General features: G+C 68.7%; 19 protein-coding genes. 9 read left to right on the forward strand and 10 right to left on the reverse strand.

Annotated elements, in window-relative coordinates; genetic code table 11:
• The first annotated feature begins 11 nt into the window (after positions 1-11).
• From ACN6M5_RS05230 to ACN6M5_RS05245, 4 genes are read left to right on the forward strand one after another with little or no spacing between them, the layout of a single operon-like run.
• Positions 12-1,361, forward strand: a complete 1,350-nt coding sequence (locus ACN6M5_RS05230) for an extracellular solute-binding protein (protein ID WP_434948781.1) — start codon at positions 12-14, stop codon at positions 1,359-1,361.
• Positions 1,358-2,299, forward strand: coding sequence for a carbohydrate ABC transporter permease (locus ACN6M5_RS05235; protein WP_434948782.1), 942 nt, complete (start codon positions 1,358-1,360; stop codon positions 2,297-2,299). Before ACN6M5_RS05230 ends, ACN6M5_RS05235 begins: the two co-directional genes overlap by 4 nt.
• Complete coding sequence (locus tag ACN6M5_RS05240; RefSeq protein ID WP_085367798.1) at positions 2,296-3,234, forward strand: carbohydrate ABC transporter permease; 939 nt, start codon at positions 2,296-2,298, stop codon at positions 3,232-3,234. Before ACN6M5_RS05235 ends, ACN6M5_RS05240 begins: the two co-directional genes overlap by 4 nt.
• 2 nt (positions 3,235-3,236) lie before the next feature.
• Positions 3,237-6,224, forward strand: a complete 2,988-nt coding sequence (locus ACN6M5_RS05245; RefSeq protein WP_434952319.1) for a glycoside hydrolase family 2 TIM barrel-domain containing protein — start codon at positions 3,237-3,239, stop codon at positions 6,222-6,224.
• Between the two features lie 73 nt (positions 6,225-6,297).
• Here ACN6M5_RS05245 and ACN6M5_RS05250 read toward each other — a convergent pair whose 3' ends face one another.
• Complete coding sequence (locus ACN6M5_RS05250) at positions 6,298-7,275, reverse strand: aldo/keto reductase (RefSeq protein ID WP_434948783.1); 978 nt, start codon at positions 7,273-7,275, stop codon at positions 6,298-6,300.
• Positions 7,272-7,652, reverse strand: a complete 381-nt coding sequence (locus ACN6M5_RS05255; protein WP_085367800.1) for a MerR family transcriptional regulator — start codon at positions 7,650-7,652, stop codon at positions 7,272-7,274. Before ACN6M5_RS05255 ends, ACN6M5_RS05250 begins: the two co-directional genes overlap by 4 nt.
• An 88-nt stretch (positions 7,653-7,740) precedes the next feature.
• On the opposite strand from ACN6M5_RS05255, the gene ACN6M5_RS05260 reads away from it, so the two are divergent.
• The gene (locus tag ACN6M5_RS05260; protein WP_434948784.1) at positions 7,741-8,277 is read left to right on the forward strand and encodes a dihydrofolate reductase family protein; all 537 of its coding nucleotides are present in this window, start codon (positions 7,741-7,743) and stop codon (positions 8,275-8,277) included.
• 44 nt (positions 8,278-8,321) lie between these two features.
• Here the strand turns inward: ACN6M5_RS05260 and dxs are convergent, their stop codons facing one another.
• Positions 8,322-10,259 (reverse strand): 1-deoxy-D-xylulose-5-phosphate synthase, encoded by a 1,938-nt coding sequence (dxs, locus tag ACN6M5_RS05265; RefSeq protein ID WP_085367804.1) that lies wholly within the window; start codon positions 10,257-10,259, stop codon positions 8,322-8,324.
• 135 nt (positions 10,260-10,394) lie between these two features.
• Between dxs and ACN6M5_RS05270 the strand changes: the two genes are divergently transcribed.
• Entirely contained in the window at positions 10,395-11,084 is a 690-nt protein-coding gene (locus tag ACN6M5_RS05270) for a DsbA family oxidoreductase (protein ID WP_434948785.1), read from the forward strand.
• Here the strand turns inward: ACN6M5_RS05270 and ACN6M5_RS05275 are convergent.
• Positions 11,047-11,490 (reverse strand): winged helix-turn-helix transcriptional regulator, encoded by a 444-nt coding sequence (locus tag ACN6M5_RS05275; RefSeq protein WP_434948786.1) that lies wholly within the window; start codon positions 11,488-11,490, stop codon positions 11,047-11,049. The genes ACN6M5_RS05270 and ACN6M5_RS05275 overlap by 38 nt on opposite strands.
• Before the next feature lie 85 nt (positions 11,491-11,575).
• Between ACN6M5_RS05275 and ACN6M5_RS05280 the strand changes: the two genes are divergently transcribed.
• Positions 11,576-12,256 (forward strand): SDR family NAD(P)-dependent oxidoreductase, encoded by a 681-nt coding sequence (locus tag ACN6M5_RS05280; RefSeq protein ID WP_434948787.1) that lies wholly within the window; start codon positions 11,576-11,578, stop codon positions 12,254-12,256.
• A gap of 68 nt (positions 12,257-12,324) precedes the next feature.
• On the opposite strand, the gene acnA is transcribed toward ACN6M5_RS05280, so the two are convergent.
• The 5 genes from acnA to dut all read right to left on the reverse strand — a co-directional run bounded on the left by acnA (position 12,325) and on the right by dut (position 19,528).
• Entirely contained in the window at positions 12,325-15,138 is a 2,814-nt protein-coding gene (gene acnA / locus ACN6M5_RS05285) for an aconitate hydratase AcnA (RefSeq protein WP_085367811.1), read from the reverse strand.
• 145 nt (positions 15,139-15,283) lie between these two features.
• Positions 15,284-17,659, reverse strand: a complete 2,376-nt coding sequence (locus ACN6M5_RS05290) for an HAD-IC family P-type ATPase (protein ID WP_434948788.1) — start codon at positions 17,657-17,659, stop codon at positions 15,284-15,286.
• A 3-nt stretch (positions 17,660-17,662) separates the two neighbouring features.
• Positions 17,663-18,436: a DUF3159 domain-containing protein gene (locus ACN6M5_RS05295; RefSeq protein ID WP_434948789.1), complete on the reverse strand. Its 774-nt coding sequence runs from the start codon at positions 18,434-18,436 to the stop codon at positions 17,663-17,665.
• Between the two features lie 10 nt (positions 18,437-18,446).
• Positions 18,447-19,073, reverse strand: a complete 627-nt coding sequence (locus ACN6M5_RS05300) for a DUF3710 domain-containing protein (protein WP_085367818.1) — start codon at positions 19,071-19,073, stop codon at positions 18,447-18,449.
• Entirely contained in the window at positions 19,070-19,528 is a 459-nt protein-coding gene (gene dut, locus ACN6M5_RS05305; protein WP_168689597.1) for a dUTP diphosphatase, read from the reverse strand. The genes ACN6M5_RS05300 and dut overlap by 4 nt, the downstream gene beginning before the upstream one ends.
• Positions 19,529-19,566: 38 nt before the next feature.
• Here dut and ACN6M5_RS05310 point away from each other — a divergent pair, with 38 nt between their 5' ends.
• Complete coding sequence (locus ACN6M5_RS05310) at positions 19,567-20,013, forward strand: DUF3093 domain-containing protein (protein ID WP_434948790.1); 447 nt, start codon at positions 19,567-19,569, stop codon at positions 20,011-20,013.
• Positions 20,014-20,023: 10 nt separating this feature from the next.
• Here the strand turns inward: ACN6M5_RS05310 and ACN6M5_RS05315 are convergent, their stop codons facing one another.
• Positions 20,024-20,317, reverse strand: a complete 294-nt coding sequence (locus ACN6M5_RS05315; RefSeq protein WP_026307201.1) for a DUF4193 domain-containing protein — start codon at positions 20,315-20,317, stop codon at positions 20,024-20,026.
• Positions 20,318-20,523: 206 nt separating this feature from the next.
• Between ACN6M5_RS05315 and sepH the strand changes: the two genes are divergently transcribed.
• Positions 20,524-21,669 carry a septation protein SepH gene (sepH, locus tag ACN6M5_RS05320; protein WP_434948791.1) on the forward strand — a complete coding sequence of 382 codons (1,146 nt, stop codon included), beginning with the start codon at positions 20,524-20,526 and terminating at the stop codon, positions 21,667-21,669.
• Positions 21,670-21,674: the final 5 nt, after the last annotated feature.

The raw sequence follows: 21,674 nt of genomic DNA on the forward strand, positions 1-21,674 counted from the left end.
AAGTGAAGGACATGACGCAACTCACACGACGAAGTCTCCTCACCCTCGGAGCCGCGGCGGGAGCCACGGCCCTTCTCGCCGGGTGCAGCACCCCCGGCACCACCTCGGTCAACAGCAGGCCGCTCGTGCAGCCCGCGGCGGCCGGCGAGAAGATCACGCTCACGTACTGGGCCTGGCTGAAAGACCTGCAGAAGGTCGCGGACGTGTGGAACGCCACGCATCCGGATGTGCAGGTCGAGGCCGTCTGGATCCCCGGCGGCAACTCGGGCGGCTACCAGAAGCTGTACTCGGCGCTGGCCGCGGGAGGCGGTCCAGACCTCGCCCAGGTGGAGCTGCGCTCCGTTCCGGAGTTCATGCTCGTCAACGGGCTGGTCGACCTGGCGAGGTACGGCGCGAACGACTACGCCGACCGTTACGACCCCACCCTGTGGAAGCAGGTCAGCTACGTGGACGGCGTCTACGCCATCCCGCAGGACTCCGGGCCGATGGCCTTCTACTACCGCCCAGACCTGTTCGAGAAGGTCGGCGCCTCCGCCCCCGCCACCTGGGACGAGTGGATGCGCACCGGAGCGGAACTCCGCAAGGCCGGCTCCTGGATCGACACCTTCAACTACGCGGACCCGTCCTGGTTCGCCGCGGTCGCCGGGCAGGCCGGCGCATCCTGGTTCGCCGTCGACGGCGACCGCTGGACCATCGACATGACCGACGACGCGACGCTCACCGCCGCCCGCTTCTTCGACAAGGCGATCGACGACGGCGTCATCCAGACCGCATACGGCGCGTACACGACGCCGTGGTTCGCCGCAGCAGCATCGAACACCATCGCCGGGCTGACCAGCGCGAGCTGGGGCGACGCGCTCCTCGAAGGCGTCTCCGGCGGGGAGGGCAAGTGGCGGGTCGCGCCGATGGCCCGCTGGGGCTCCGACGACGCGGTCGGCTACGGGTCCAGCTACCTCGGAGGGTCGACCGCCGCGGTGCTCGCGAACAGCAAGCATCCCAAGGAGGCGCTCGAGTTCGCCGTGTGGATGACCACGAGCCACGAGGGCATCGACGCGATGATCGCCAACAGCGGCATCGGCTGGTCGCCGTCCGCCGACTACATCGGGGCGAGCAGGCAGAAGCCGTCGAAGTTCTTCGGAGGGCAGAACTACAACGAGGAGGTCTTCCTCCCCGCCTCCCGCCAGCAGAACCAGGACTGGTCGTGGTGGCCGATCACGCAGCAGTCGTTCAACATCCTCGCCGACGGCTTCCGGAAGAAGGCGTCAGGGCTGTCCCTCGTGGATGCGATCGCGCAGAGCGAGAAGAACATCATCACCGCGTTCCGCAACAAGGGGCTCAGCATCGAGAAGGTGAACTCGTGAAGGGCGTCCGCACCGCCTGGGCGCCGTGGGTGCTGCTCGCACCGTTCCTCGCGCTGTTCCTGCTCACGTTCATCCTGCCGATCGTCGTCGCGGTCGGCAGCAGCTTCACCAAGGTGACCAGGCAGGGCGTGTTCGGCGAGAAGGGCGTGACGAGCGAGTTCGCCTGGTTCGCCAACTACGCGCAGGCCCTGTCGAACCCGAACTTCATCGCCTCCATCGGCCGGATGCTGCTGTTCGGCGTCGTGCAGGTCACGTTCATGATCGCGCTCTGCACGGTGCTCGCCCTGCTGCTGGAGTCGGCGTCCGCACGCTGGCCCGGGATGTTCCGGGCGGTGTACTTCCTGCCGTACGGCATCCCGGGGGTCGTGGCGACCATCCTGTGGTCGTTCCTGTACGTGCCAGGGCTCAGCCCGCTGGTCGACCTGGCCGGTGCGTTCGGGCTCCAGGTCGACTTCCTCGGGCCGGACACGGTGCTCTGGTCGATCGCGAACATCGTCACCTGGACGTACACCGGCTACAACATGATGATCATCATCGCGCAGCTGAAGTCGATCCCGACCGAGGTGTACGAGGCGGCGAAGGTGGACGGCGCGAGTCCGTGGCGGGTGGCCACGAGCATCCAGTTGCCGCTGATCAAGCCGGCGCTGATGCTGACCACGGTGTTCTCGATCATCGGCACCCTGCAGCTCTTCGCCGAGCCGCAGGTGCTGCAGACGGTCTCCCCCGCGATCGACAGCGAGTACACGCCCAACCTCAGCGCGTACACCACGGCGTTCGCGTACAACGACTACAACGTCGCTGCTGCGCAGGCGGTGCTCATCGCGCTGGTCGCGTTCCTGCTGTCGTTCGCGTTCCTCCGCCTCACGAGCAGCCGCGAGCCGAAGCCCGGCCGCGCATCGCACCCCACCCTCGCATCGACCACCAGGAGGGCGAAATGACCGCCACAGAGACCCCGACCGGCAGCGTCGCCGCACCGGGCACCTCGTCGATCACCGCGCAGAAGGCGCACGGCACGGGACCGGACCGCTCCGCCGGACGCCGGCCGGGGATGCGCATCCTGGTCACGGGCATCCTGGTCGTCGTCGCCGTCTACTTCCTCGTGCCCGTCTACTGGGTGATCGTCGCGTCCACGAAGACCACGCAGGACCTCTTCGCCACCAACGGCTTCTGGTTCGCGCCGACCTTCGCGCTCTGGCACAACCTCGGAGAGGTGCTCAGCTACGACGGCGGCATCTTCGTGCGCTGGTTCGCGAACTCCGTCCTCTACGCCGGAGTGGGCGCCGTGCTCGCGACGTACTTCGCCGCGGCGGGAGGGTACGCGCTGTCGAAGTACGTCTTCCGCGGGCGCGGCCTGATCTTCGGGCTGGTGCTCGGTGGGGTGCTCGTGCCCGGCACGGCGACGGCGCTTCCGCTGTTCCTCCTGTTCAGCCAGCTCGGCATGGCGAACACGTACTGGTCGGTGCTGCTGCCCTCGCTCGTCTCGCCGTTCGGCCTGTTCCTCTGCCGGATCTACGCCGACGCGACGGTCGACACGGCGCTCATCGAGGCGGCCAGGATCGACGGCGCGGGAGAGCTGCGCATCTTCCACACCGTCGGGCTCAGGATCATGGTGCCCGCGCTGGTGACCGTGTTCCTGTTCCAGCTGGTCGGCATCTGGAACAACTACTTCCTGCCGCTCGTGATGCTCTCCGACAACACGCTCTACCCGATCACCCTCGGCCTGAACAACTGGCGCAGCCAGACCGACCGGCTGCCCGAGTTCTACGAGCTGACCACCGGCGGCGTGCTGCTGTCGATCATCCCCCTCGCCATCGCCATGATCGTGCTGCAGCGGTTCTGGCGCGGCGGTCTCACCGAAGGAGCAGTGAAGTAGTGCTGACACCCGCCTACCTGTCCGACACCGCGCCGGGACGCGGCGCACGAAGCGCCCCGCGGTCCTGGCTGCACACCGACGCGCCGTCGCTCTCGCTGAACGGCGACTGGGCGTTCCGGCTCTGCCCCACCGCCGCCGTGCAGGACGACGTCGCGGAGACCGACTACGACGACTCCGGATGGGCGCAGCTCCCCGTCCCGTCGCACTGGGTGCTGCACGGAGACGGCGCATACGGACGGCCGATCTACACGAACGTGCAGTATCCGTTCCCGATCGACCCTCCGCACGTCCCCGACGAGAACCCGACCGGCGACCACCGGCGGCGCTTCACCCTGCCCGACGACTTCGACGGGGCCGAGCGGGTGCTGCTGCGGTTCGACGGGGTCGAGTCGCTGTACCGCGTCTGGCTGAACGGCGACGAGGTCGGGATCGGCACGGGATCGCGGCTGGCGCAGGAGTTCGACGTGACCGGCGTCGTGCGTCCCGGAGAGAACGTGATCGTGGTGCGGGTGCACCAGTGGTCGGCCGCCAGCTATCTGGAGGACCAGGACCAGTGGTGGCTGCCCGGCATCTTCCGCGACGTCACCCTGCTCGCCCGCCCGGCCGACGGGATCGACGATGTGTGGCTGCGCGCCGGGTTCCTCGACGGCGCCGGCACCCTGGACGTGGAGCTGACCGCGGCGGCGTCCGCGTACCCGGTGACCGTGCGCATCCCGGAGCTGGGGGTGGAGCAGACCTGGCAGAGCGCGGCGGACGTCACGACGCTGACTCTGGATGCGGTCGAGCCGTGGACGGCGGAGACGCCGCGCCTCTACGACGTCACCGTGTCGAACACGGCGGAGACGATCGCGCTGCGCACCGGTTTCCGCACGGTCGAGATCGTCGGGGACCGCTTCCTCGTGAACGGCCGCCGCGTGGTCTTCCACGGCATGAACAGGCACGAGACGCATCCGGTGCGCGGCCGGGTGTTCGACGAGGAACACGCCCGCGCCGACCTCGCCAGGATGAAGCGGTACAACGTCAACGCCATCCGCACCAGCCACTACCCGCCGCACCCGCGTCTGCTCGACCTCGCCGACGAGCTCGGCTTCTGGGTGATCGACGAGTGCGACCTGGAGACCCACGGCTTCGAATCGTCCGGAGCCGCGCACGGCGGCTGGGTCGGCAACCCGAGCGACGACCCGCGCTGGCGCGACGCATACCTCGACCGCATCCGGCGCACGGTCGAACGCGACAAGAACCATCCGAGCATCGTCATCTGGTCCCTCGGCAACGAGTCGGGCACCGGGGCGAACCTGGCGGCCAACGCCGCCTGGGTGCACGACCGCGATCCAGGGCGTCCCGTGCACTACGAGGGCGACTACACCGGGGAGTACACCGACGTGTACTCGCGCATGTACTCCTCCGTGCGCGAGACGGCGGAGATCGGCACGGACGGGTCCCGCTACCCCCTGCTCGGCACAACACCCGGCCAGGGCGCCCGGCAGCGGACGAAGCCGTTCCTGCTCTGCGAGTACGCCCACGCGATGGGCAACGGCCCCGGGGCACTGGATGCGTACGAGCGGCTGGTGCGCGAGCATCCTCGCCTGCACGGCGGCTTCGTCTGGGAGTGGCGCGACCACGGCATCCTGACCGAGACGGACGACGGCACCCCGTTCTATGCGTACGGCGGGGACTTCGGCGAGGTGGTGCACGACGGCAATTTCGTGATGGACGGGATGATCCTGAGCGACGACACCCCGACGCCCGGCCTCGCCGAGTACAAGGCGGTCGTGCAGCCGATCCGCTTCGACGTCGGCGACGGGACGCTGACGCTCACCAACCTGCGCCACACGGCAGACACCTCCGACCTGTCGTTCCGCTGGCGGGTCGAGCACGACGGGCGCCGGGTGGCGCGCGGCGAGCTGCCGGTGGATGCGCTGGCGGCCGGGGAGTCCGTGACGGTGCCGCTGCCGGCGGTGGAAGTCGCAGACGACGCGGAGACCTGGCTGACCATCGACGCCGTGCTCCAGGCCGCGACGCCGTGGGCGGAGGCCGGGCACGTGGTCGCGAGCGGCCAGGTGGACAGGAGTGCGCGCATCCCGAGCGTCGGCGCGCGTCCCGGGGCACCGGCTCTCGTCGCCGGGGTGCCCGCGCGCCTGACGCTCGGCCCGGCCGAGTTCGAGGACGGAGCCCTGGTGCGCCTGAACGGCCGCGAGGTGGCCGGTCCGCGCCTCGAACTGTGGCGCGCCCCGACGGACAACGACGAGGGCGCATCCCGTGCGGAGCCCGGCGAGGACGACGCGAGCGTCCCCGGGGTGTCGAGCGCTGCGCTCTGGCGGGCGGCAGGCCTCGACCGGCTGACGCACAGGATCGTCTCCGTCGAGCACGCTGAAGACGCCCTCCTGGTGCGCACGCGCGTGTCCGCCGCCAACTCGCCAGCAGCCGTCTGGGTGGATGCGCTCTGGACGGTCGACGCCGACGGCGCGCTCACGTTGCGCACCGAGATCGTGCCGTCCACCGGCTGGGACACCGTCTGGCCGCGCATTGGCCTGCGCTTCGACCTGCCGGACGGAGACGCGCCGGTCGACCGCGCGGAGTGGTTCGGCCGCGGGCCGCTCGAGGCGTACCCGGACAGCATGACCGCCGCGCAGGTCGGTCGATACGGCGCGACCGTCGACGAGCTGAACGTCGCGTACGCCCGCCCGCAGGAGACGGGCCATCGGGCCGACGTGCGCACCCTCACGCTCGGAACGGACGGTGCGGACGCCCTGCGCATCGCACTGATCCCGGATGCGCCAGGCCGCCGCCCCGGCTTCAGCCTCAGCAGGCACACTCCGCAGCAGGTGGCTGCGGCCGGTCACCCGCACGAGCTGCCGCCCAGCGCGACGACCCACCTGTTCGTCGACGCCGCCCAGCACGGGCTCGGCTCGCGGGCCTGCGGGCCGGACGTCGCCGCCGAGCACGCGCTGCGCCCCGAGGCGAGGACGATCACGCTGCGGTTCGGCTGAGCCGCCCCGGCCAGAACGACGGTGGCCCCGGAACGCGCACTGCGATCCGGGGCCACCGTCGTGAGTGTGCCTTCTAGCGGTTGAGCGGCGTCATGTCCGCGTACCGGTCCCCCACCGCGGGAGCGACGGCGGCGAGGCGTTCCAGCTGCTCCGGCGACAGCTCCAGCTGGTCGGCGGCGACGTTCTGCTCCAGGTTCTCCACGCGGCGGGTGCCGGGGATGGGGGCGATGTCGTCGCCCTGGGCCAGCAGCCAGGCGAGCGCCACCTGGCCCGGAGTCGCCCCGACCTCACGGGCCACCGCATCCACCTGCTCGACGATCCGGATGTTCGCCTCCAGGTTGTCGCCCTCGAACCGCGGGTTGAAGCGGCGGAAGTCGTCGGGCGCCAGCTCGTCGAGCGTGTGGATGGTGCCGGTGAGGAAGCCGCGGCCGAGCGGCGAATACGGCACGAAGCCGATGCCGAGCTCGCGGACCGTCGGCAGGATCTCGGCCTCCGGGTCGCGGGACCAGAGCGAGTACTCGGTCTGGATCGCCGTCACGGGATGCACGGCGTTGGCGCGGCGGATCGTCTCCGGCGCAGCCTCCGAGAGGCCGTAGTGCCCGATCTTGCCCTCGTCGATCAGCTCGGCGAGCGCCCCGACCGTGTCCTCGATGGGCGTGTCAGGGTCCATCCTGTGCTGGTAGTAGAGGTCGATGTGGTCGGTCTGCAGGCGGCGCAGCGACCCCTCGACCGAGAGACGCACGTTCTCCGGCGACCCGTCCAGACCGCGCTCGTCGTTGGTCCTGTGCAGGATCGTGCCGAACTTCGTGGCGATGACTACCTGGTCGCGCTTGCCGGCGAACGCCCGGGCGAGCAGTTCCTCGTTGGCGTACGGGCCGTAGATTTCTGCGGTGTCGAAGAACGTCACCCCGAGGTCGATGGCGCGGTGGATGGTGCGGATCGAGCCGGCGTCGTCGTCTCCTGCGCCGGTGTAGAACGCGGACATGCCCATGCAGCCGAGTCCGAGGCGCGAGACTTCGAGCTTCTCCGTGCCCAGTGTGATCTTCTTCATGCGGTTACCTTCTCCTGATAGAGACCGATCTTGTGGTCGATGGCGGCGAGACTGGCCGTGACCTCCTCCAGCTGCCTGGACACGTTCATCCGGTGCACGAGCAGCAGTTCCAGCCGCTCGGCGGTGGTGTCGTCGCCGCGACGTGCGAGCTCGGTGTACTCGCGCATCCGGGCGATCGGCATGGCGGTGAGGCGCAGCTTGGTGAGGAACACGACCCAGTTGACGTCGGCCTCGGTGTACCGGCGGTGTGTGGACGACGCGCGCCCGACAGGCGCGAGCATCAGTCCCTCCCGCTCGTAGTAGCGGAGCGTGTGGGTCGTCAGGCCCGTGCGCTCCGCGACCTCGGAGATCGAGAGTTCCGTCGCTGTATCGGTCATGGTTGCCACGATAAGACTTAGAGCGCACTTACAGTCAAGTTCGGATGCTGGCAACTCCTCTGTCGGATGCTCCTGCTAGCTTCACAGCATGGCTCTCACGAAGTACTACGTCGCGTCCTCCATCGACGGATTCATCGCAGACACCGACGACAGGATCGACTGGCTCCTGCAGTTCGGGTTCGAGGAGTTCGACGAGCACTACCAGCGCTTCATCTCCGGCATCGGAGCCATCGTGATGGGAGCGGCCACCTACGAGTTCCTGCTGGCCGACGACACCACGGAATGGCCGTACGCCGGCCTCCCCACCTGGGTGGTCACGCACCGCGTGCTTCCGCCCATCGCCGGGGCGGACATCACCTTCTTCGAGGGCGACCTCACCGCACTGGATGCCGAACTGCGCGAGGCGTCGGGCGACCGCGACGTGTGGGTGGTCGGCGGCGGGCAGATCGCCGCGCAGTTCGCCGACGCCGGCCTGCTCGACGAACTGCACATCACTTACGTTCCCGTGCTCGTCGGCTCCGGCAAGCCGCTGCTGCCCGTCACGCAGGCGAGCAGCCCACTGGCGCTCGTCGGCACCACGGCGTTCCCGAGCGGCGCTGTGGAGCACGTGTACCGCATCGGCTGACAGTCGTTAAGCGGCGCCGCTACGCGGCTCTGCTTCCACCGCCGCTACGCGTCGAGGTGCCGCTCGCTCAGTTCGTCCGCGGGCAGTGGGCGGGCGATCGGGATGCGGCTGCCGAGCACCTGCGCCACCAGGTCGCGGGCGATCTTCTGCGCGGTGAGCCCGGCGTCGTCGAGGATCTGCTCCCGCGTCGCGTGGTCGATGAACTCGTCCGGCAGGCCCAGCTCGTCCACCGCCGTGTCGATGCCCGCCTCGCGCAGGCTCTGCCGCACGCGCGTGCCGATGCCGCCCACGCGGATCCCATCCTCGATGGTCACCACGATGCGGTGCTCCGCCGCCAAGTCCAGGATGCTCGTGGCCACCGGGACCACCCAGCGCGGGTCGACCACGGTCGCCCCGATCCCCTGCGCGGCCAGGCCGTCCGCCACTTTGAGCCCCAGGTCGGCCATCGGGCCGACGGTCACGATCAGCACGTCCTTCCGGTCGGACTCGTGCAGCACATCCACGCCGTCGTCGGTGCGCCGGACGGCGTCGATGTCCGCCCCGACCGATCCCTTCGGGAAGCGCAGGACCGTCGGAGCGTCCTGCACGGCGACGGCCTCGGCCAGCTCCTCGCGGAAGCGGGCGCCGTCGCGCGGGGCGGCGAGCCGGATGCCGGGCACCACCTGCAGGATCGCGAGGTCCCAGATGCCGTGGTGGCTCGGGCCGTCCGGTCCCGTGACGCCCGCCCGGTCGAGCACGAACGTCACGCCCGCCTTGTGCAGCGCGACATCCATGAGCACCTGGTCGAAAGCGCGGTTGATGAACGTGGCGTAGATGGCGACGACCGGATGCAGTCCCCCGAACGCCAGACCGGCCGCGCTCGTCGCGGCGTGCTGCTCGGCGATGCCGACGTCGTGCACCCGCTCCGGGAACCGCTCGGCGAACTTGTGCAGCCCGGTCGGGCGCAGCATCGCCGCGGTGATGCCGACGATCTTCTCGTCTTTCTCGGCCAGCCGGACGATCTCGTCGGAGAACACGCTGGTCCAGGACGGCTTGCTCGAGCTCTCGATCGGCTCGCCGGTCTCCGGGTCGATCTGGCCGACCGCGTGGAACTGGTCGGCCGCATCCCGGAGCGCGGGCTCGTAGCCGCGGCCCTTCTGCGTGATGGCGTGGACGATCACCGGGGCGCCGTAGTTCTTCGCCTGGCGCAGCGCCTCCTCCATCGCCTCGATGTCGTGGCCGTGGATCGGCCCGATGTATTTGATGTCGAGGTTGGAGTAGAGCGCCTCGTTGTTGGAGAACCTGCTGAGGAAGCCGTGCAGTCCCCCGCGGATGCCGCGGTAGAACGACTGGCCGGGTCCGCCCAGCTTGTCGAACGCCTTGCGGCTCGACAGGTAGAGGTTGCGGTAGCTGCGGCGGGTGCGCACGGTGTTGAGGAAGCGGGCCATGCCGCCGATGGTCGGCGCGTACGAGCGGCCGTTGTCGTTGACGACGATGATGAGGCGGCGCGTGTTGTCGTCGCTGATGTTGTTCAGCGCCTCCCAGGTCATACCGCCGGTGAGGGCGCCGTCGCCCACCATCGCAATGACGTGCCTGTCGTCCTGGCCGGTCATCGAGAACGCGCGCGAGATGCCGTCCGCCCACGACAGCGAGCTGGAGGCATGGGAGCTCTCGACGATGTCGTGCTCGGACTCGGACCGCTGCGGGTATCCGGCGAGCCCGCCACGCTGGCGCAGCTGGGAGAAGTCCTGCCGCCCGGTGAGCAGCTTGTGCACGTACGACTGGTGTCCGGTGTCGAAGACGATGGCGTCGCGCGGTGAGTCGAAGACCCGGTGGATCGCGATGGTCGATTCGACGACTCCGAGGTTCGGCCCGAGGTGACCGCCCGTCTTCGCGACGTTCGCAACGAGGAACGCGCGGATCTCCACCGCCAACTGGACGAGCTCCTCTTCCGAGAGCCTGTCGAGATCGCGGGGACCGTGGATGGTCTCGAGGATGCTCATGGTTCGAGTCTAGGCGCGTGCAAATCGAAGGTCGCTCGGAATCGCCAGATCCACCCCATCGCACGCACGTCGATGTGCCTTTTGTACGCCTCGCCGAACACACTCAGAATGACGTTACGAACCAATCGTGAGGTGATGAGTGTGGAACAGAACAGCACGGCCGAACAGGACCAGATCGTCGTCGAGGTCTGGGCGGACCTCGGGTGTCCCTGGTGCTACGTCGGCAAGCATCGGCTCCAGCGCGCGATCGACGACAGGCCGGATGCGGGACGATTCCAGCTGAAGATCCGCTCGTTCGAACTGAACCCGGACGCGCCGAAGGAGCCGGAGCCCATCGCCGCTGCGTTCATGCGCACGCACGGAGGCGACCCATCGGCCGTCCTCCAGGCGGAGGAGCGCATCCAGGGCATCGCGAACCGCGAAGGCCTGGAGTTCGACCTCGACAGGAAGAACGCCAACACGTTCGACCTGCACCGCGTGATGCACTTCGCCAAACAGTCCGGCCGGGGGTTCGAGTTCTTCTCCCAGCTCCAGGACCGGTTCTTCTCCGGCGAGATCGACCCATACGACGCGGACACTGTCGTCGAAGTCGCGCGATCCCTCGGCCTCGACGGCGACCGCGTGCGCGAGGTCCTCGCCGGCGACGAGTTCGCCGACGATGTCGTGGCCGACGTCTCCGAGGGCGCCGCGCTGGGCGCCCAGGGGGTGCCGTTCACGGTCTTCGGCCGCCGGATCGCGGCGTCGGGCGCTCAGTCCGTCGCCGTCTACGGTCAGGCTCTCGACCAGCTCACCGCGATCGTGCAGGCACCGGCCGCATCGGGCTAGGGCTGGCGGACTTCTCCCTGCCGACGCCAGTCAGCTCGTGTGCGCGCCGACTGGCGGCCACGTCCTCGTGGTGGCCGGCCGCCCAGCCGGCGAGGGTCATCACGGCCTCCAGCAGTGACCGGCCCAGGGGCGTCAGCTCGTACTCGACCCGCGGCGGGACCTCGGCGTATGCGGTGCGGGTGAGGAGCCCATCGCGTTCCAGAGCCTTCAACGTCACGGTGAGCATCCGCTGCGAGATGCCCGGGATGCTCGCCTGCAGATCGGAGTATCGCAGCGGTCCGGAGCCCAGCGTGCTGATGATCAGGACCGTCCACTTCTCCCCGATCCGGTCGAGCACCTCACGGATGAAGGCGCTCTCCTCCGGCCAGGCCTGACAGGGCCCGCTGATCGTCCTGGCTCGTGCCATCCCACTGTCCTCCTCCGCGAACGCATGCAGTACATCCCGTCTGCTGCCGCACCACAAGTATGTAAGCCATCGAAAGGAACCAGAAATGCCCACCATCGCCATCGTCGGAGCCGGATCCGGTCTCGGACTGTCCATCGCCAGGGTCTTCGGAAGCCAGGGGTTCTCCGTGGCCCTCGTCTCCCGCACGCAAGCGAAGCTCGACGACCTCGCCGGCCAGCTGACCGCCGCCGGTATCGACGCGGCCGGCTTCGCCGCCGACGTCATGGACCCCGCCTCCGTCGCCGCAGCCTTCGGACGCATCACGGGGCGCTTCGGCCCCGTCGACGTGCTCGAGTATTCGCCCGCCCCGCACAACCCCGTGCCAGGACTGCGGAACGCGACAGCCCTGGAAGCCGACCGCGACAGCATCCAGCCGCAGCTCGACTACTACCTCTACGGCGGTATCGCCGCGACCGAGCAGGTACTCCCCGGGATGCTCGAGCGCGGCTCGGGAAGCATCCTCTACACCACCGGAGGATCGTCGATGGACCCGCTGGCCGGACAGGCCGACTTCGCCGCCACGGCCATCGGATCCGGCGCACTGCGCACCTACGCGCTCACGCTCCACCTGGCCACGACCGGAAGCGGCGTCTATGTCGCCCACGTGCCGATCTTCGCCTGGATCGGAGCCGGCGGCCTGGAGACCCAGCCGGACACCATCGCCCAGCACTACTGGAACCTCCACACCACCCGCGACGGGGCGGAGCTGCCGTACGCCGCCGCGTAATCGCGCGACCACCCGAACGAAAATGGGCCGGTGACCATCCGGTCACCGGCCCTTCACTGCTGCATCGCCTAGACGAGGCTCCGCAGCACGTACTGCAGGATGCCGCCGTTGCGGTAGTAGTCCGCCTCACCCGGGGTGTCGATGCGCACCACGGCGTCGAACTCGATGGTCTGCTTGCCGGCGGGCGAGTCTGCACTCGGCTCCGCGACGACGTGGACCGTCTTCGGCGTCGTGCCCTGGTTCAGCTCCTCGAGTCCGGAGATCGAGACGATCTCGGTGCCGTCGAGGCCGAGCGACGCCCAGCTCTCTCCGGCGGGGAACTGCAGCGGCACAACGCCCATCCCGATCAGGTTCGACCGGTGGATGCGCTCGAAGCTCTCCGTGATGACCGCGCGGACGCCGAGGAGGCTGGTGCCCTTCGCCGCCCAGTCACGGGACGAACCGGAGCCGTACTCCTTGCCGCCGAAGATCACCAGCGGGGTGCCCTGCGCCTGGTAGTTCTGCGACGCGTCGTAGATGAACGACTGCGGGCCGCCCTCCTGCGTGAAGTCGCGGGTGTATCCGCCCTCGACGCCGTCGAGCAGCTGGTTCTTCAGGCGGATGTTCGCGAACGTTCCACGGATCATCACCTCGTGGTTGCCTCGGCGCGAGCCGTAGGAGTTGAAGTCCTTGCGCTCGATGCCGTGCTCGTCGAGGTAGCGTCCGGCGGGGCTGTCCGCCTTGATGTTGCCTGCGGGGCTGATGTGGTCGGTGGTGACGGAGTCGCCGAGCTTCGCCAGGACGCGAGCGCCGGCGATGTCGGTGACCGGGGTGGTCTCCAGCGTCATGCCGTCGAAGTACGGGGGCTTCCGCACGTACGTGGACTTCTCATCCCACTCGAACACCGAACCGGTGGGGGTCGGCAGCGACTTCCAGCGCTCGTCGCCCTCGAACACGCTCGCGTACTCGTGGGTGAACATGCCCTCGTTGATCGACGAGTCGATGGTCTCCTGCACCTCTGCGGCGTCCGGCCAGATGTCCTTGAGGAACACGTCGTTGCCGTCCGCGTCCGTGCCGAGCGCATCCACCTCGAAGTCGAAGTTCATCGAACCGGCGAGCGCGTACGCGATGACCAGCGGCGGGCTCGCCAGGTAGTTCATCTTCACGTCGGGGTTGATGCGGCCCTCGAAGTTGCGGTTGCCGGACAGGACCGCCGTGACGGCGAGGTCGTTGTCGTTGACCGCCTGCGAGATCTCGTCGATCAGCGGGCCGGAGTTTCCGATGCAGGTGGTGCAGCCGTAGCCGACCGTGTAGAAGCCCAGCTCCTCGAGGTAGCTGGTGAGACCGGCCTTCTCGTAGTAGTCGGTGACGACCTTGGATCCGGGAGCCAGCGTGGTCTTGACCCACGGCTTGGCCTTCAGGCCCTTCTTGGCCGCGTTGCGGGCGAGCAGGCCGGCCGCGAGCATGACGGACGGGTTCGACGTGTTCGTGCAGGAGGTGATCGCCGCGATGGCGACCGCTCCGTGGTCGATCGTGAACTCCGCGCCGTTCTCGGCCAGGGTGACCGGCGTCGGATTGGACGCGGCCTTGGGAGCGTGGCTGTGGTGGTGGTGCTCGTGGGTGCTCCGCGAGTCCTCCGGGCTCAGCTCGCCGGGGTCGGAGGCGGGGAACGACTCCGAGATGGTGAGGTCGACGATGTCGTGCGAGATCTCGGCGTAGTCGACGAGGTCCTTCTCGAACTGCGCCTTGGCGCCGCTCAGCTCGATGCGGTCCTGCGGGCGCTTCGGTCCGGCGATCGACGGGACGACCGTCGACAGGTCGAGTTCGAGGTACTCGCTGAAGACCGGCTCGACGGAGGCGTCGTGCCACAGCGTCTGCAGCTTCGAATACTCCTCGACCAGCTTGATCTGCTCCTCGCTGCGGCCGGTGAGGCGCAGGTAGTCGAGGGTCACGTCGTCGATCGGGAACATGGCGGCGGTCGAGCCGAACTCCGGGCTCATGTTACCGATGGTCGCGCGGTTCGCCAGCGGGACCTCGGCGACGCCCGCTCCGTAGAACTCGACGAACTTGCCGACGACGCCGTGCTTGCGCAGCATCTGCGTGATGGTGAGCACCACGTCCGTCGCGGTCACACCGGTCGGGATGGCGCCGGTCAGCTTGAAGCCGACCACCTTGGGGATGAGCATGGAGACGGGCTGGCCGAGCATGGCCGCCTCTGCCTCGATGCCGCCGACGCCCCAGCCGAGCACGCCGAGGCCGTTGACCATCGTGGTGTGCGAGTCCGTGCCGACGCAGGTGTCCGGGTAAGCCAGGAGCTCGCCACCGACCTCACGCGTCATGGTGACGCGCGCCAGGTACTCGATGTTGACCTGGTGCACGATGCCGGTTCCCGGCGGGACGACCTTGAAGTCGTCGAACGCGGTCTGGCCCCAGCGGAGGAACTGGTAGCGCTCCCCGTTGCGCTCGTACTCGATGTCGGTGTTGCGCTCCAGCGCGTTCTCCGTGCCGAACAGGTCGGCGATCACCGAGTGGTCGATGACCATCTCGGCCGGAGCGAGCGGGTTGATCTTCTTGGGGTCTCCACCGAGCGCGGAGACGGCCTCACGCATGGTGGCGAGGTCGACGATGCAGGGGACGCCGGTGAAGTCCTGCATGATCACGCGCGCCGGCGTGAACTGGATCTCGGTGTCCGGCTCCGCTGCCGGATCCCAGCCCGCGAGGGCCTGGATGTGGTCGGCGGTGATGTTCGCGCCGTCCTCCGTGCGCAGCAGGTTCTCCAGGAGAACCTTGAGGCTGAACGGAAGTCTCTTGTATCCGTCGACCTTGTCGATCCGGAATACCTGGTAGTCGGTCGACCCGACCGTCAGGGTGTCTTTTGCACCGAAGCTGTTTACCGCAGACACGTTGCCCTCTCCTTCATCGGCAGGCCTGGTGACGCATGCCTTCGAATGTCCATCTTGGTTGTCCGTCGAAGTGTGTTTCCAGCAAGGCAATCCTAAGTCGTCCGCTGGAAAAGATATCTTGACGTCAAGATAAATCTATCACGCGTCAGACGCGATCGAAGACCAGGCCACGCCGCTTGGCGAACCGGTAGAACAGCTCGATTCCCGCCGCTCCCACCGCCCCGACCGCGATCCCCCAGACCAGCTCGGGCGACAGCGGCACGTGCATTTGGAAGAACTCGGCCGTGAACGGGATCACGCAGACCAGCACCATCGCGGCGGCCACGGAGCCGAGCAGCGCGAGCCTCGGCCCGCTGAGCGGCCTGGTCAGCACGCAGAGAATCCAAAGCGACACGCAGAACAGTGCGATCGTGGTCACGCTCCTCGCCTCCCGTAACGGGATGCTCCTGTACAGCGGCAGGTACGCGACGATCGCCGTCGCCCCGGCGATCAGCCCGGTCGGGATGGAGTACCTGAGCACCCGGTGCAGCACCCCCGGCGTGTAGATGCGCGCGTTCGGCGCGAGCGCCAGGAAGAACGACGGGATGCCGATGGCGAGCGTCGAGACGAGCGTCAGCTGGCGAGGGAGGAACGGGAACGGCAGCAGCAGGGCGGCGCTCACCAGCGCGAGCACGATGCCGTAGACCGTCTTCGCCAGGAAGATGTTGGAGACCCGTTCGACGTTCGCGATCACCCTGCGGCCGAAGGCGAGCACGTCCGGCAGCCGGTCGAACCTGTTGTCGAGCAGCACCAGCCTGCTCACCGCCTTGGTCGCCGCCGTCGCGCTGCCCATCGCGATCCCGAGGTTCGCGTCCTTGATCGCCATCGCGTCGTTGACGCCGTCGCCCGTCATCGCGACGGTCCTGCCCTGCTCGCGCAGCAGGCCGATGGCCGTGCGCTTCTGCTCCGGGCTCACCCTGCCGAAGATGCTGGCGGTGGTGAGCGCCTCGGCGAGCGCCGCGTCGTCGGCGAGGGTGGACGCATCCACTGCCTCTCCGTCGAGGTGGAGGGTGCGGGCGATCGCGGCGACGGTGACCGGGTTGTCGCCGGACATGATGACGACGCGCACCGCCTGCTCGCCGAAGTATGAGAGGGTCTGCCGTGCTTCCGGCCGCACCGTCTCGCTCAGCACGACGAGCAGCGCGGGATGCACGACCCTGCCGTCCAGCGAGACGTGCGAGCCGGGCGGCAGCGGTTCTGCGCTGCGCGCTAGGGCGAGCGTGCGCTGGCCGGTGGCCGCGATGGCGTTCGCCTTCGCGAGCTCGTCCTGGTGCGCGGCGAGCACCCGCTCCGGGGCTCCCAGCACCCAGGAGGACTCCTCGCCGTCGACCGTCATCACCAGGCCGCTGTACTTGGTGGCCGACGAGAACGGCACCCGCTTCAGCACCCGGAAGCGATCGGACCGGAACGCGCTCGACAGGATGCCCGATGTGGCGTTGCCCGCGTCGTCGGCGCCGAACGCGGCGAGCGCGATCCTGGCCAGCTCCTCCGGCACGTCCTGGCCGGCCGGTTCCGTCCTGTCGAAGACGAGTTCCCCGGTGGTGAGCGTTCCCGTCTTGTCGAGGCACAACACATCCACCCTGGCGAGGACCTCCACCGCCGCGAGCTCCTGCACGAGCACCTTGCGGGCGGCGAGCTGGATGGCGGCGACCCCGAAGGCGAGGCTGGTGAGCAGAACGAGGCCTTCCGGGATCATCCCGACCACCGCGGCGACCGCATCCAGCAGCGCCCGGCGCCAGCGGGCGTCCACGAACAGCTCGCTCCACCCTCCGTATGCGAAGACGCGGCCGACGAGGGTGATCAGGATGACCGGGCCGAGGATCCAGGACAGGTACACCAGGATGCGGTTGGTCGCGTCGCGAAGTTCGGAGTGCACGAGCGAATGGCGGCGGATCTCGCTGGTCAGCTTGCTCGCGTACGAGTCGGCCCCCACCGCGGTGACGACCGCGTATCCGGTGCCGGAGGCGACGAGCGATCCGGACAGCAGCAGGGCGTCCTCGTCTTTGAAGACCGGGTCGGACTCCCCCGTCAGCATCGACTCGTCGAGCGACAGGCCGGTGCTCTCGACCACGCGGGCGTCGGCGGGGAGCTGGTCGCCCGGCCGCAGCACGAGCAGGTCGTCGAGCACGACGCCCTCCACCGGCACGGTGACGACGGCGCCGTCCCTGCGCACCCTGCTCTCCGGCGCGGCGAGCAGTGCTGCACGGTCGAGGACGACCTTCGCCCGCACCTCCTGCACGATGCCGATCAGCGCGTTCACCACGACGACGCCGTAGAAGAACCCGTCGCGCAGGTCGCCGAGCACGATCACCGCCAGGAAGCACACGGTGAGGATGCCGTTGAACAGCGTGAAGATGTTCTCCCGCAGGATGTCGCCGATGGAGCGCGAACTCGGCTGGCGCTGGATGTTGCCGCGACCGTCCCTGTGACGTTCGGCGACCTGTGCGCTGGTCAGCCCCTCCCTGGTTCGCGCATCCAGCATGGCCTACCCCTCTGCTGGCTTCTTCTGCGGGGTCGGGAACTGTCCGCGCACGACGAACCAGGTGATCAGGAGGAGCGGCGCGTAGAGCGGGACCCCCATCAGCAGCTTGGTGAGCGCGAGGGCGCTCGTGGCCGCGTCGGTGTGCGCGAGGTAGAGCGGGACCTGCACGAGCAGCCGGGCGGCGAACAGCAGGAACCAGAAGAACGTGAGCGCCTGCATCACCCGGAATTTGCTGCGGACGCTGCGCCAGGCGAGCCCGTCGCCCATCAGATAGCCGGCCGCCAGGCCGATCAGCGGCCAGCGGACCAGCATCGAGATCAGCAGTGCTGCTCCGTATGCGGCGTTCGTCCAGATCCCGAGGATGAAGTTGTCCTCTCCCCGCCCGGTGATGAGGGCGAGGATGGCGGAGATGCCGACGCCGAGGAGACCGGCGATGGCCTGGGTCACGGGCGTCTTGCCGATGATGCGGATCGCCGTGAAGATGACCGCGACGGCCACCGAGCATCCGATCGACAGCGGCACGTCCTTGGTGAACGTGAACAGGATCAGGAAGACGAGGCCGGGGACGATGGTCTCGGCCAGGCCGCGGATGCCGCCGAGCGCGCCGAGCAGCGCGACGCCGGTGGGGGTGTCGCTGTCCGCCAGCTGCCCGAGCCCGGACTTCTGCGCCGCCCGGGCGATGGACTCGCCGATGGACGCGGCAGCTGGGTTCTCCTGCTCGGACGGGTGCCCGGACGGGCGCTCGTCGTCGTGCTCCCTGCCGGAGCGGTCAGTCACGGTGTCCTGCCTAGAGGGAGGTGTAGCTGTCCGGGCCGGACTCCGGCGCGGTCGGCATCCGGAGCGGGATGAGGTCCCTCGGCGGCATCGGGGAGTTGCCGCGGACGACGACGATGCTGCGGAAGAGGTCTTCGACGAGTGCTGCGGCGTCCGGCTTGATGGCCGCGTCTCCCGCGATCACGCCGCGGAGGAACCAGCGCGGTCCGTCGACGCCGACGAAGCGTGCGACGCGCGTCTCTCCCGGACCGCCGGCGGGAGCTGCGACCGGGATCTCGGCGACCAGCTCCGGCCCGAACACGCCGTCGCGCTCGGAAGTGCGGCCGCCCTGACGGTTCACCTGCTCGGTGATCTGCTCGCGGATCTCGTGCCACAGACCGCTCGACCGCGGCGCGGCGAACGGCTGCACCTGCAGCGTGGAGTTGGCGTAGTCCAGTCCGACGGCGACGACGCGCTGGGTCTCCTCCTCGACCTCGAGGCGGAGATGCAGGCCTTCGCGCGGGAGGATCTTGACCCCGCCGAGGTCGACGTACGGACGCACGGGGTTGGCTTCGCTCTCGTCGAGCGGGCCCTCCGTCGCGCGATCCTCCGGCGCCGACTTCTCCCAGCTGTCGCCGGTGGTGTCGTTGGTGTCGCTCAAGCGTGTTCTCCTGACTGGGTGGTTCTGTAGCCGGACGACCCGAAACCCGCTGTTCCGCGGTGGCTCTCCGGCAGCCGGTCGACGGGCTGGAAGACGGCCCTGGTGACCGGCATGACGATCAGCTGGGCGATCCTGTCGCCGACGGCGATATCGTACGGCATCGAACTGTCGGTGTTCAGTACGGTCACCCGGATTTCGCCGCGGTATCCGGCGTCCACGGTGCCCGGCGCGTTCACGATGGTGATGCCGTGCTTCGCCGCGAGGCCGCTGCGCGGGACGACGAACGCTGCGAACCCGTCCGGGAGGGCGATGGAGACGCCCGTCGGCACCGTGTGCCGCTGTCCGGGCGCGAGCGTGACGGCCTCCGCCGCGCACAGATCGGCGCCGGCGTCGCCGGGGTGGGCGTAGACAGGGAGGGTGTTCGCGATGATCGGAACGTCAACGGTATCGGTCACGTGTCGAGGGTAGTGCAGAAGTCTGATCGAATAGGAGCATGGACCTGTACCGTGAGCGCCTCTGGCCTGCCCCGTGGCTCTACATCTCGACCGCCCTCGTGATCCCTGCGACCATCCTCGTGTTCGCGCCGATCAACATGATCGTGGGCATCGTCCTAGCGATCGTGTTCTACCTGGCGATCGTGGGGATGATCATGGCCTCCGCCGCGCCCGTCAGGGTCACCAGCACCGAGCTGATCGCCGGGCGTGCAAGCATCCCGCTGGAGTTCGTCGGGGAGCCGACGGCGTACACCGGGGAGGACGCGTCGCTGCAGCGCGGCCGCCTGCTGGATGCGCGCGCCTGGCTGCTCATCCGCGGCTGGGTGAAGCCCGTGGTCAAGGTCCCTGTGCTCGACGCCGGCGACCCGGCGCCGTACTGGCTGATCTCAACAAGAAACCCGGACCAGCTGGTCCGGGTTCTCGGTGAGGCTCGACTCGCGTCGTGAGCGATCGCTGCTAGGCGGCGCACTCCACGCAGATCGGTCCGAGCTTCGTCTCGTGATCGATCTGCGAACGGTGCTTCACCAGGAAGCAGTTCACGCAAGTGAACTCGTCCGCCTGCGGCGGGAGCACCACGACGTCCAGGTCGAGGTCCGACAGGTCGGCTCCGGGAAGCTCGTAACCACCAGGGTTGTCCGCGTCCTCGACGTCGACAACTCCGGACATCTTGTCCGGGACTCGCTCCTTGAGGGCCTCGATCGACTCGGAGTCGTCTTCGGTCTTTCGCGGTGCGTCGTAATCCGTTGCCATGCCCATCCACTTCTCGTACTTAACGGCCGATTCTTCGCAATCGGCGGCCATAGTTTGCATCATCGGGGTGCGAATAGCAAACCACTCGGGTGCCTCTCGGCTATTGCTCGGTTTTCAACTTCCGGCACGCCACGGTTATTCCCCGGAATCAGGCACTTCCCGTGGCATCCTGGGCCGGTACGTACGCAGCTGGGAAGGCATCCACCATGCAGGATTTAAAGGTCATCGGGGTCGAGAACGGCGCTCTGCTCGCCGTCGGTGACGACGGTGAGCGGTTCCGCATCGCCGTCGACGATGTGCTGCAGTCGAAGATCCGCCAGGTCAGACAGGAGACGTCGGCCACGGCGCCCAAACTGTCGCCGCGCGAGGTCCAGGCCCACATCCGGTCCGGCATGTCCGCCGAGGACGTCGCGAGCGTCACCGGTGCGCCGCTCGACTACGTGCAGCGCTTCGAAGGACCGATCGTCGCCGAGCGCGAGCACATCGTCGCGAGCGCGCTGAGCGTTCCGGTCGTCACCACGGCGGACGTCGATCCGCTCGGTGAGGGCAACACGTTCGGCTCCGTCATCCGCGACAGGCTCGCCTCCCTCGGCGTCGCCGGCGAGCGCTGGGCGAGCTGGAAGGACAGCGAAGCCGGCTGGATCGTCAAGCTGGAGTTCACGGCCGACCAGATCGACCACGACGCCCGCTGGGGCTACGACGCCCGCAAGCACTCGCTCTCGCCGCTCAACTCGGAGGCGACCACGCTCTCCCAGGCGGGCGAGCTGAAGGGCGGCACCCTCATCCCGAGGCTGCGCGCCGTGATGCCGCACGAGGGAGAGCCGGACGAGTCTCGCTTCGACAGCGGAGCATTCACGTTCCCGGAGGCTCCCGACCTGCTCGGCCCGGAGATCACGCAGCCGCTCGAACCGCTGACGTACAACCGTGCCCCGAACGGCGCGAACAACTCGATCGCCGTCTCCGCCATCAAGCGTGCAGACGACGAGACGCCGCGCGATCTGCACCAGACCGCCGACCTGCTCGAAGCCCTGCGCCGCCGCCGCGGTGAGCGCGAGGCCGCCGTGTACGACGAGCCGGTGGATGTGCTCCGCGACGTCCCGGAGGCGGGCGACGCTCCGTTCCGGGTGGTCGACGAGCCGATCGCGATCTTCGACACGCCCGTCGAGCAGGCGCCGCCCGCGCCGGAGCAGCCTGCGCCGTCCGCGCCCTCGTCGCCGTCGTCGTCCGCGTCAGACCCGTCCGGATCGTCCGTGTCGTCGGCGTCCGCCCGCGCGAACAAGAAGGGCCGCGCATCCATGCCGAGCTGGGACGAGATCGTGTTCGGTGCCCGCACCGACGACGACCTCGCATAGTCGCC

This window comes from Leifsonia araucanica, from assembly GCF_051161895.1.
Lineage (GTDB): Bacteria > Actinomycetota > Actinomycetes > Actinomycetales > Microbacteriaceae > Leifsonia.

What these genes read in the sequence shown, in the direction of transcription:
- ACN6M5_RS05230 (WP_434948781.1), top strand. Translation starts at nt 12, where the DNA reads ATGACGCAACTCACACGACGAAGTCTCCTCACCCTCGGAGCCGCGGCG.
- ACN6M5_RS05240 (WP_085367798.1), top strand. Translation starts at nt 2,296, where the DNA reads ATGACCGCCACAGAGACCCCGACCGGCAGCGTCGCCGCACCGGGCACC.
- ACN6M5_RS05250 (WP_434948783.1), bottom strand. Translation starts at nt 7,275, where the DNA reads ATGAAGAAGATCACACTGGGCACGGAGAAGCTCGAAGTCTCGCGCCTC.
- ACN6M5_RS05255 (WP_085367800.1), bottom strand. Translation starts at nt 7,652, where the DNA reads ATGACCGATACAGCGACGGAACTCTCGATCTCCGAGGTCGCGGAGCGC.
- ACN6M5_RS05260 (WP_434948784.1), top strand. Translation starts at nt 7,741, where the DNA reads ATGGCTCTCACGAAGTACTACGTCGCGTCCTCCATCGACGGATTCATC.
- dxs (WP_085367804.1), bottom strand. Translation starts at nt 10,259, where the DNA reads ATGAGCATCCTCGAGACCATCCACGGTCCCCGCGATCTCGACAGGCTC.
- ACN6M5_RS05270 (WP_434948785.1), top strand. Translation starts at nt 10,395, where the DNA reads ATGAGTGTGGAACAGAACAGCACGGCCGAACAGGACCAGATCGTCGTC.
- ACN6M5_RS05275 (WP_434948786.1), bottom strand. Translation starts at nt 11,490, where the DNA reads ATGGCACGAGCCAGGACGATCAGCGGGCCCTGTCAGGCCTGGCCGGAG.
- ACN6M5_RS05280 (WP_434948787.1), top strand. Translation starts at nt 11,576, where the DNA reads ATGCCCACCATCGCCATCGTCGGAGCCGGATCCGGTCTCGGACTGTCC.
- ACN6M5_RS05290 (WP_434948788.1), bottom strand. Translation starts at nt 17,659, where the DNA reads ATGCTGGATGCGCGAACCAGGGAGGGGCTGACCAGCGCACAGGTCGCC.
- ACN6M5_RS05310 (WP_434948790.1), top strand. Translation starts at nt 19,567, where the DNA reads ATGGACCTGTACCGTGAGCGCCTCTGGCCTGCCCCGTGGCTCTACATC.
- ACN6M5_RS05315 (WP_026307201.1), bottom strand. Translation starts at nt 20,317, where the DNA reads ATGGCAACGGATTACGACGCACCGCGAAAGACCGAAGACGACTCCGAG.
- sepH (WP_434948791.1), top strand. Translation starts at nt 20,524, where the DNA reads ATGCAGGATTTAAAGGTCATCGGGGTCGAGAACGGCGCTCTGCTCGCC.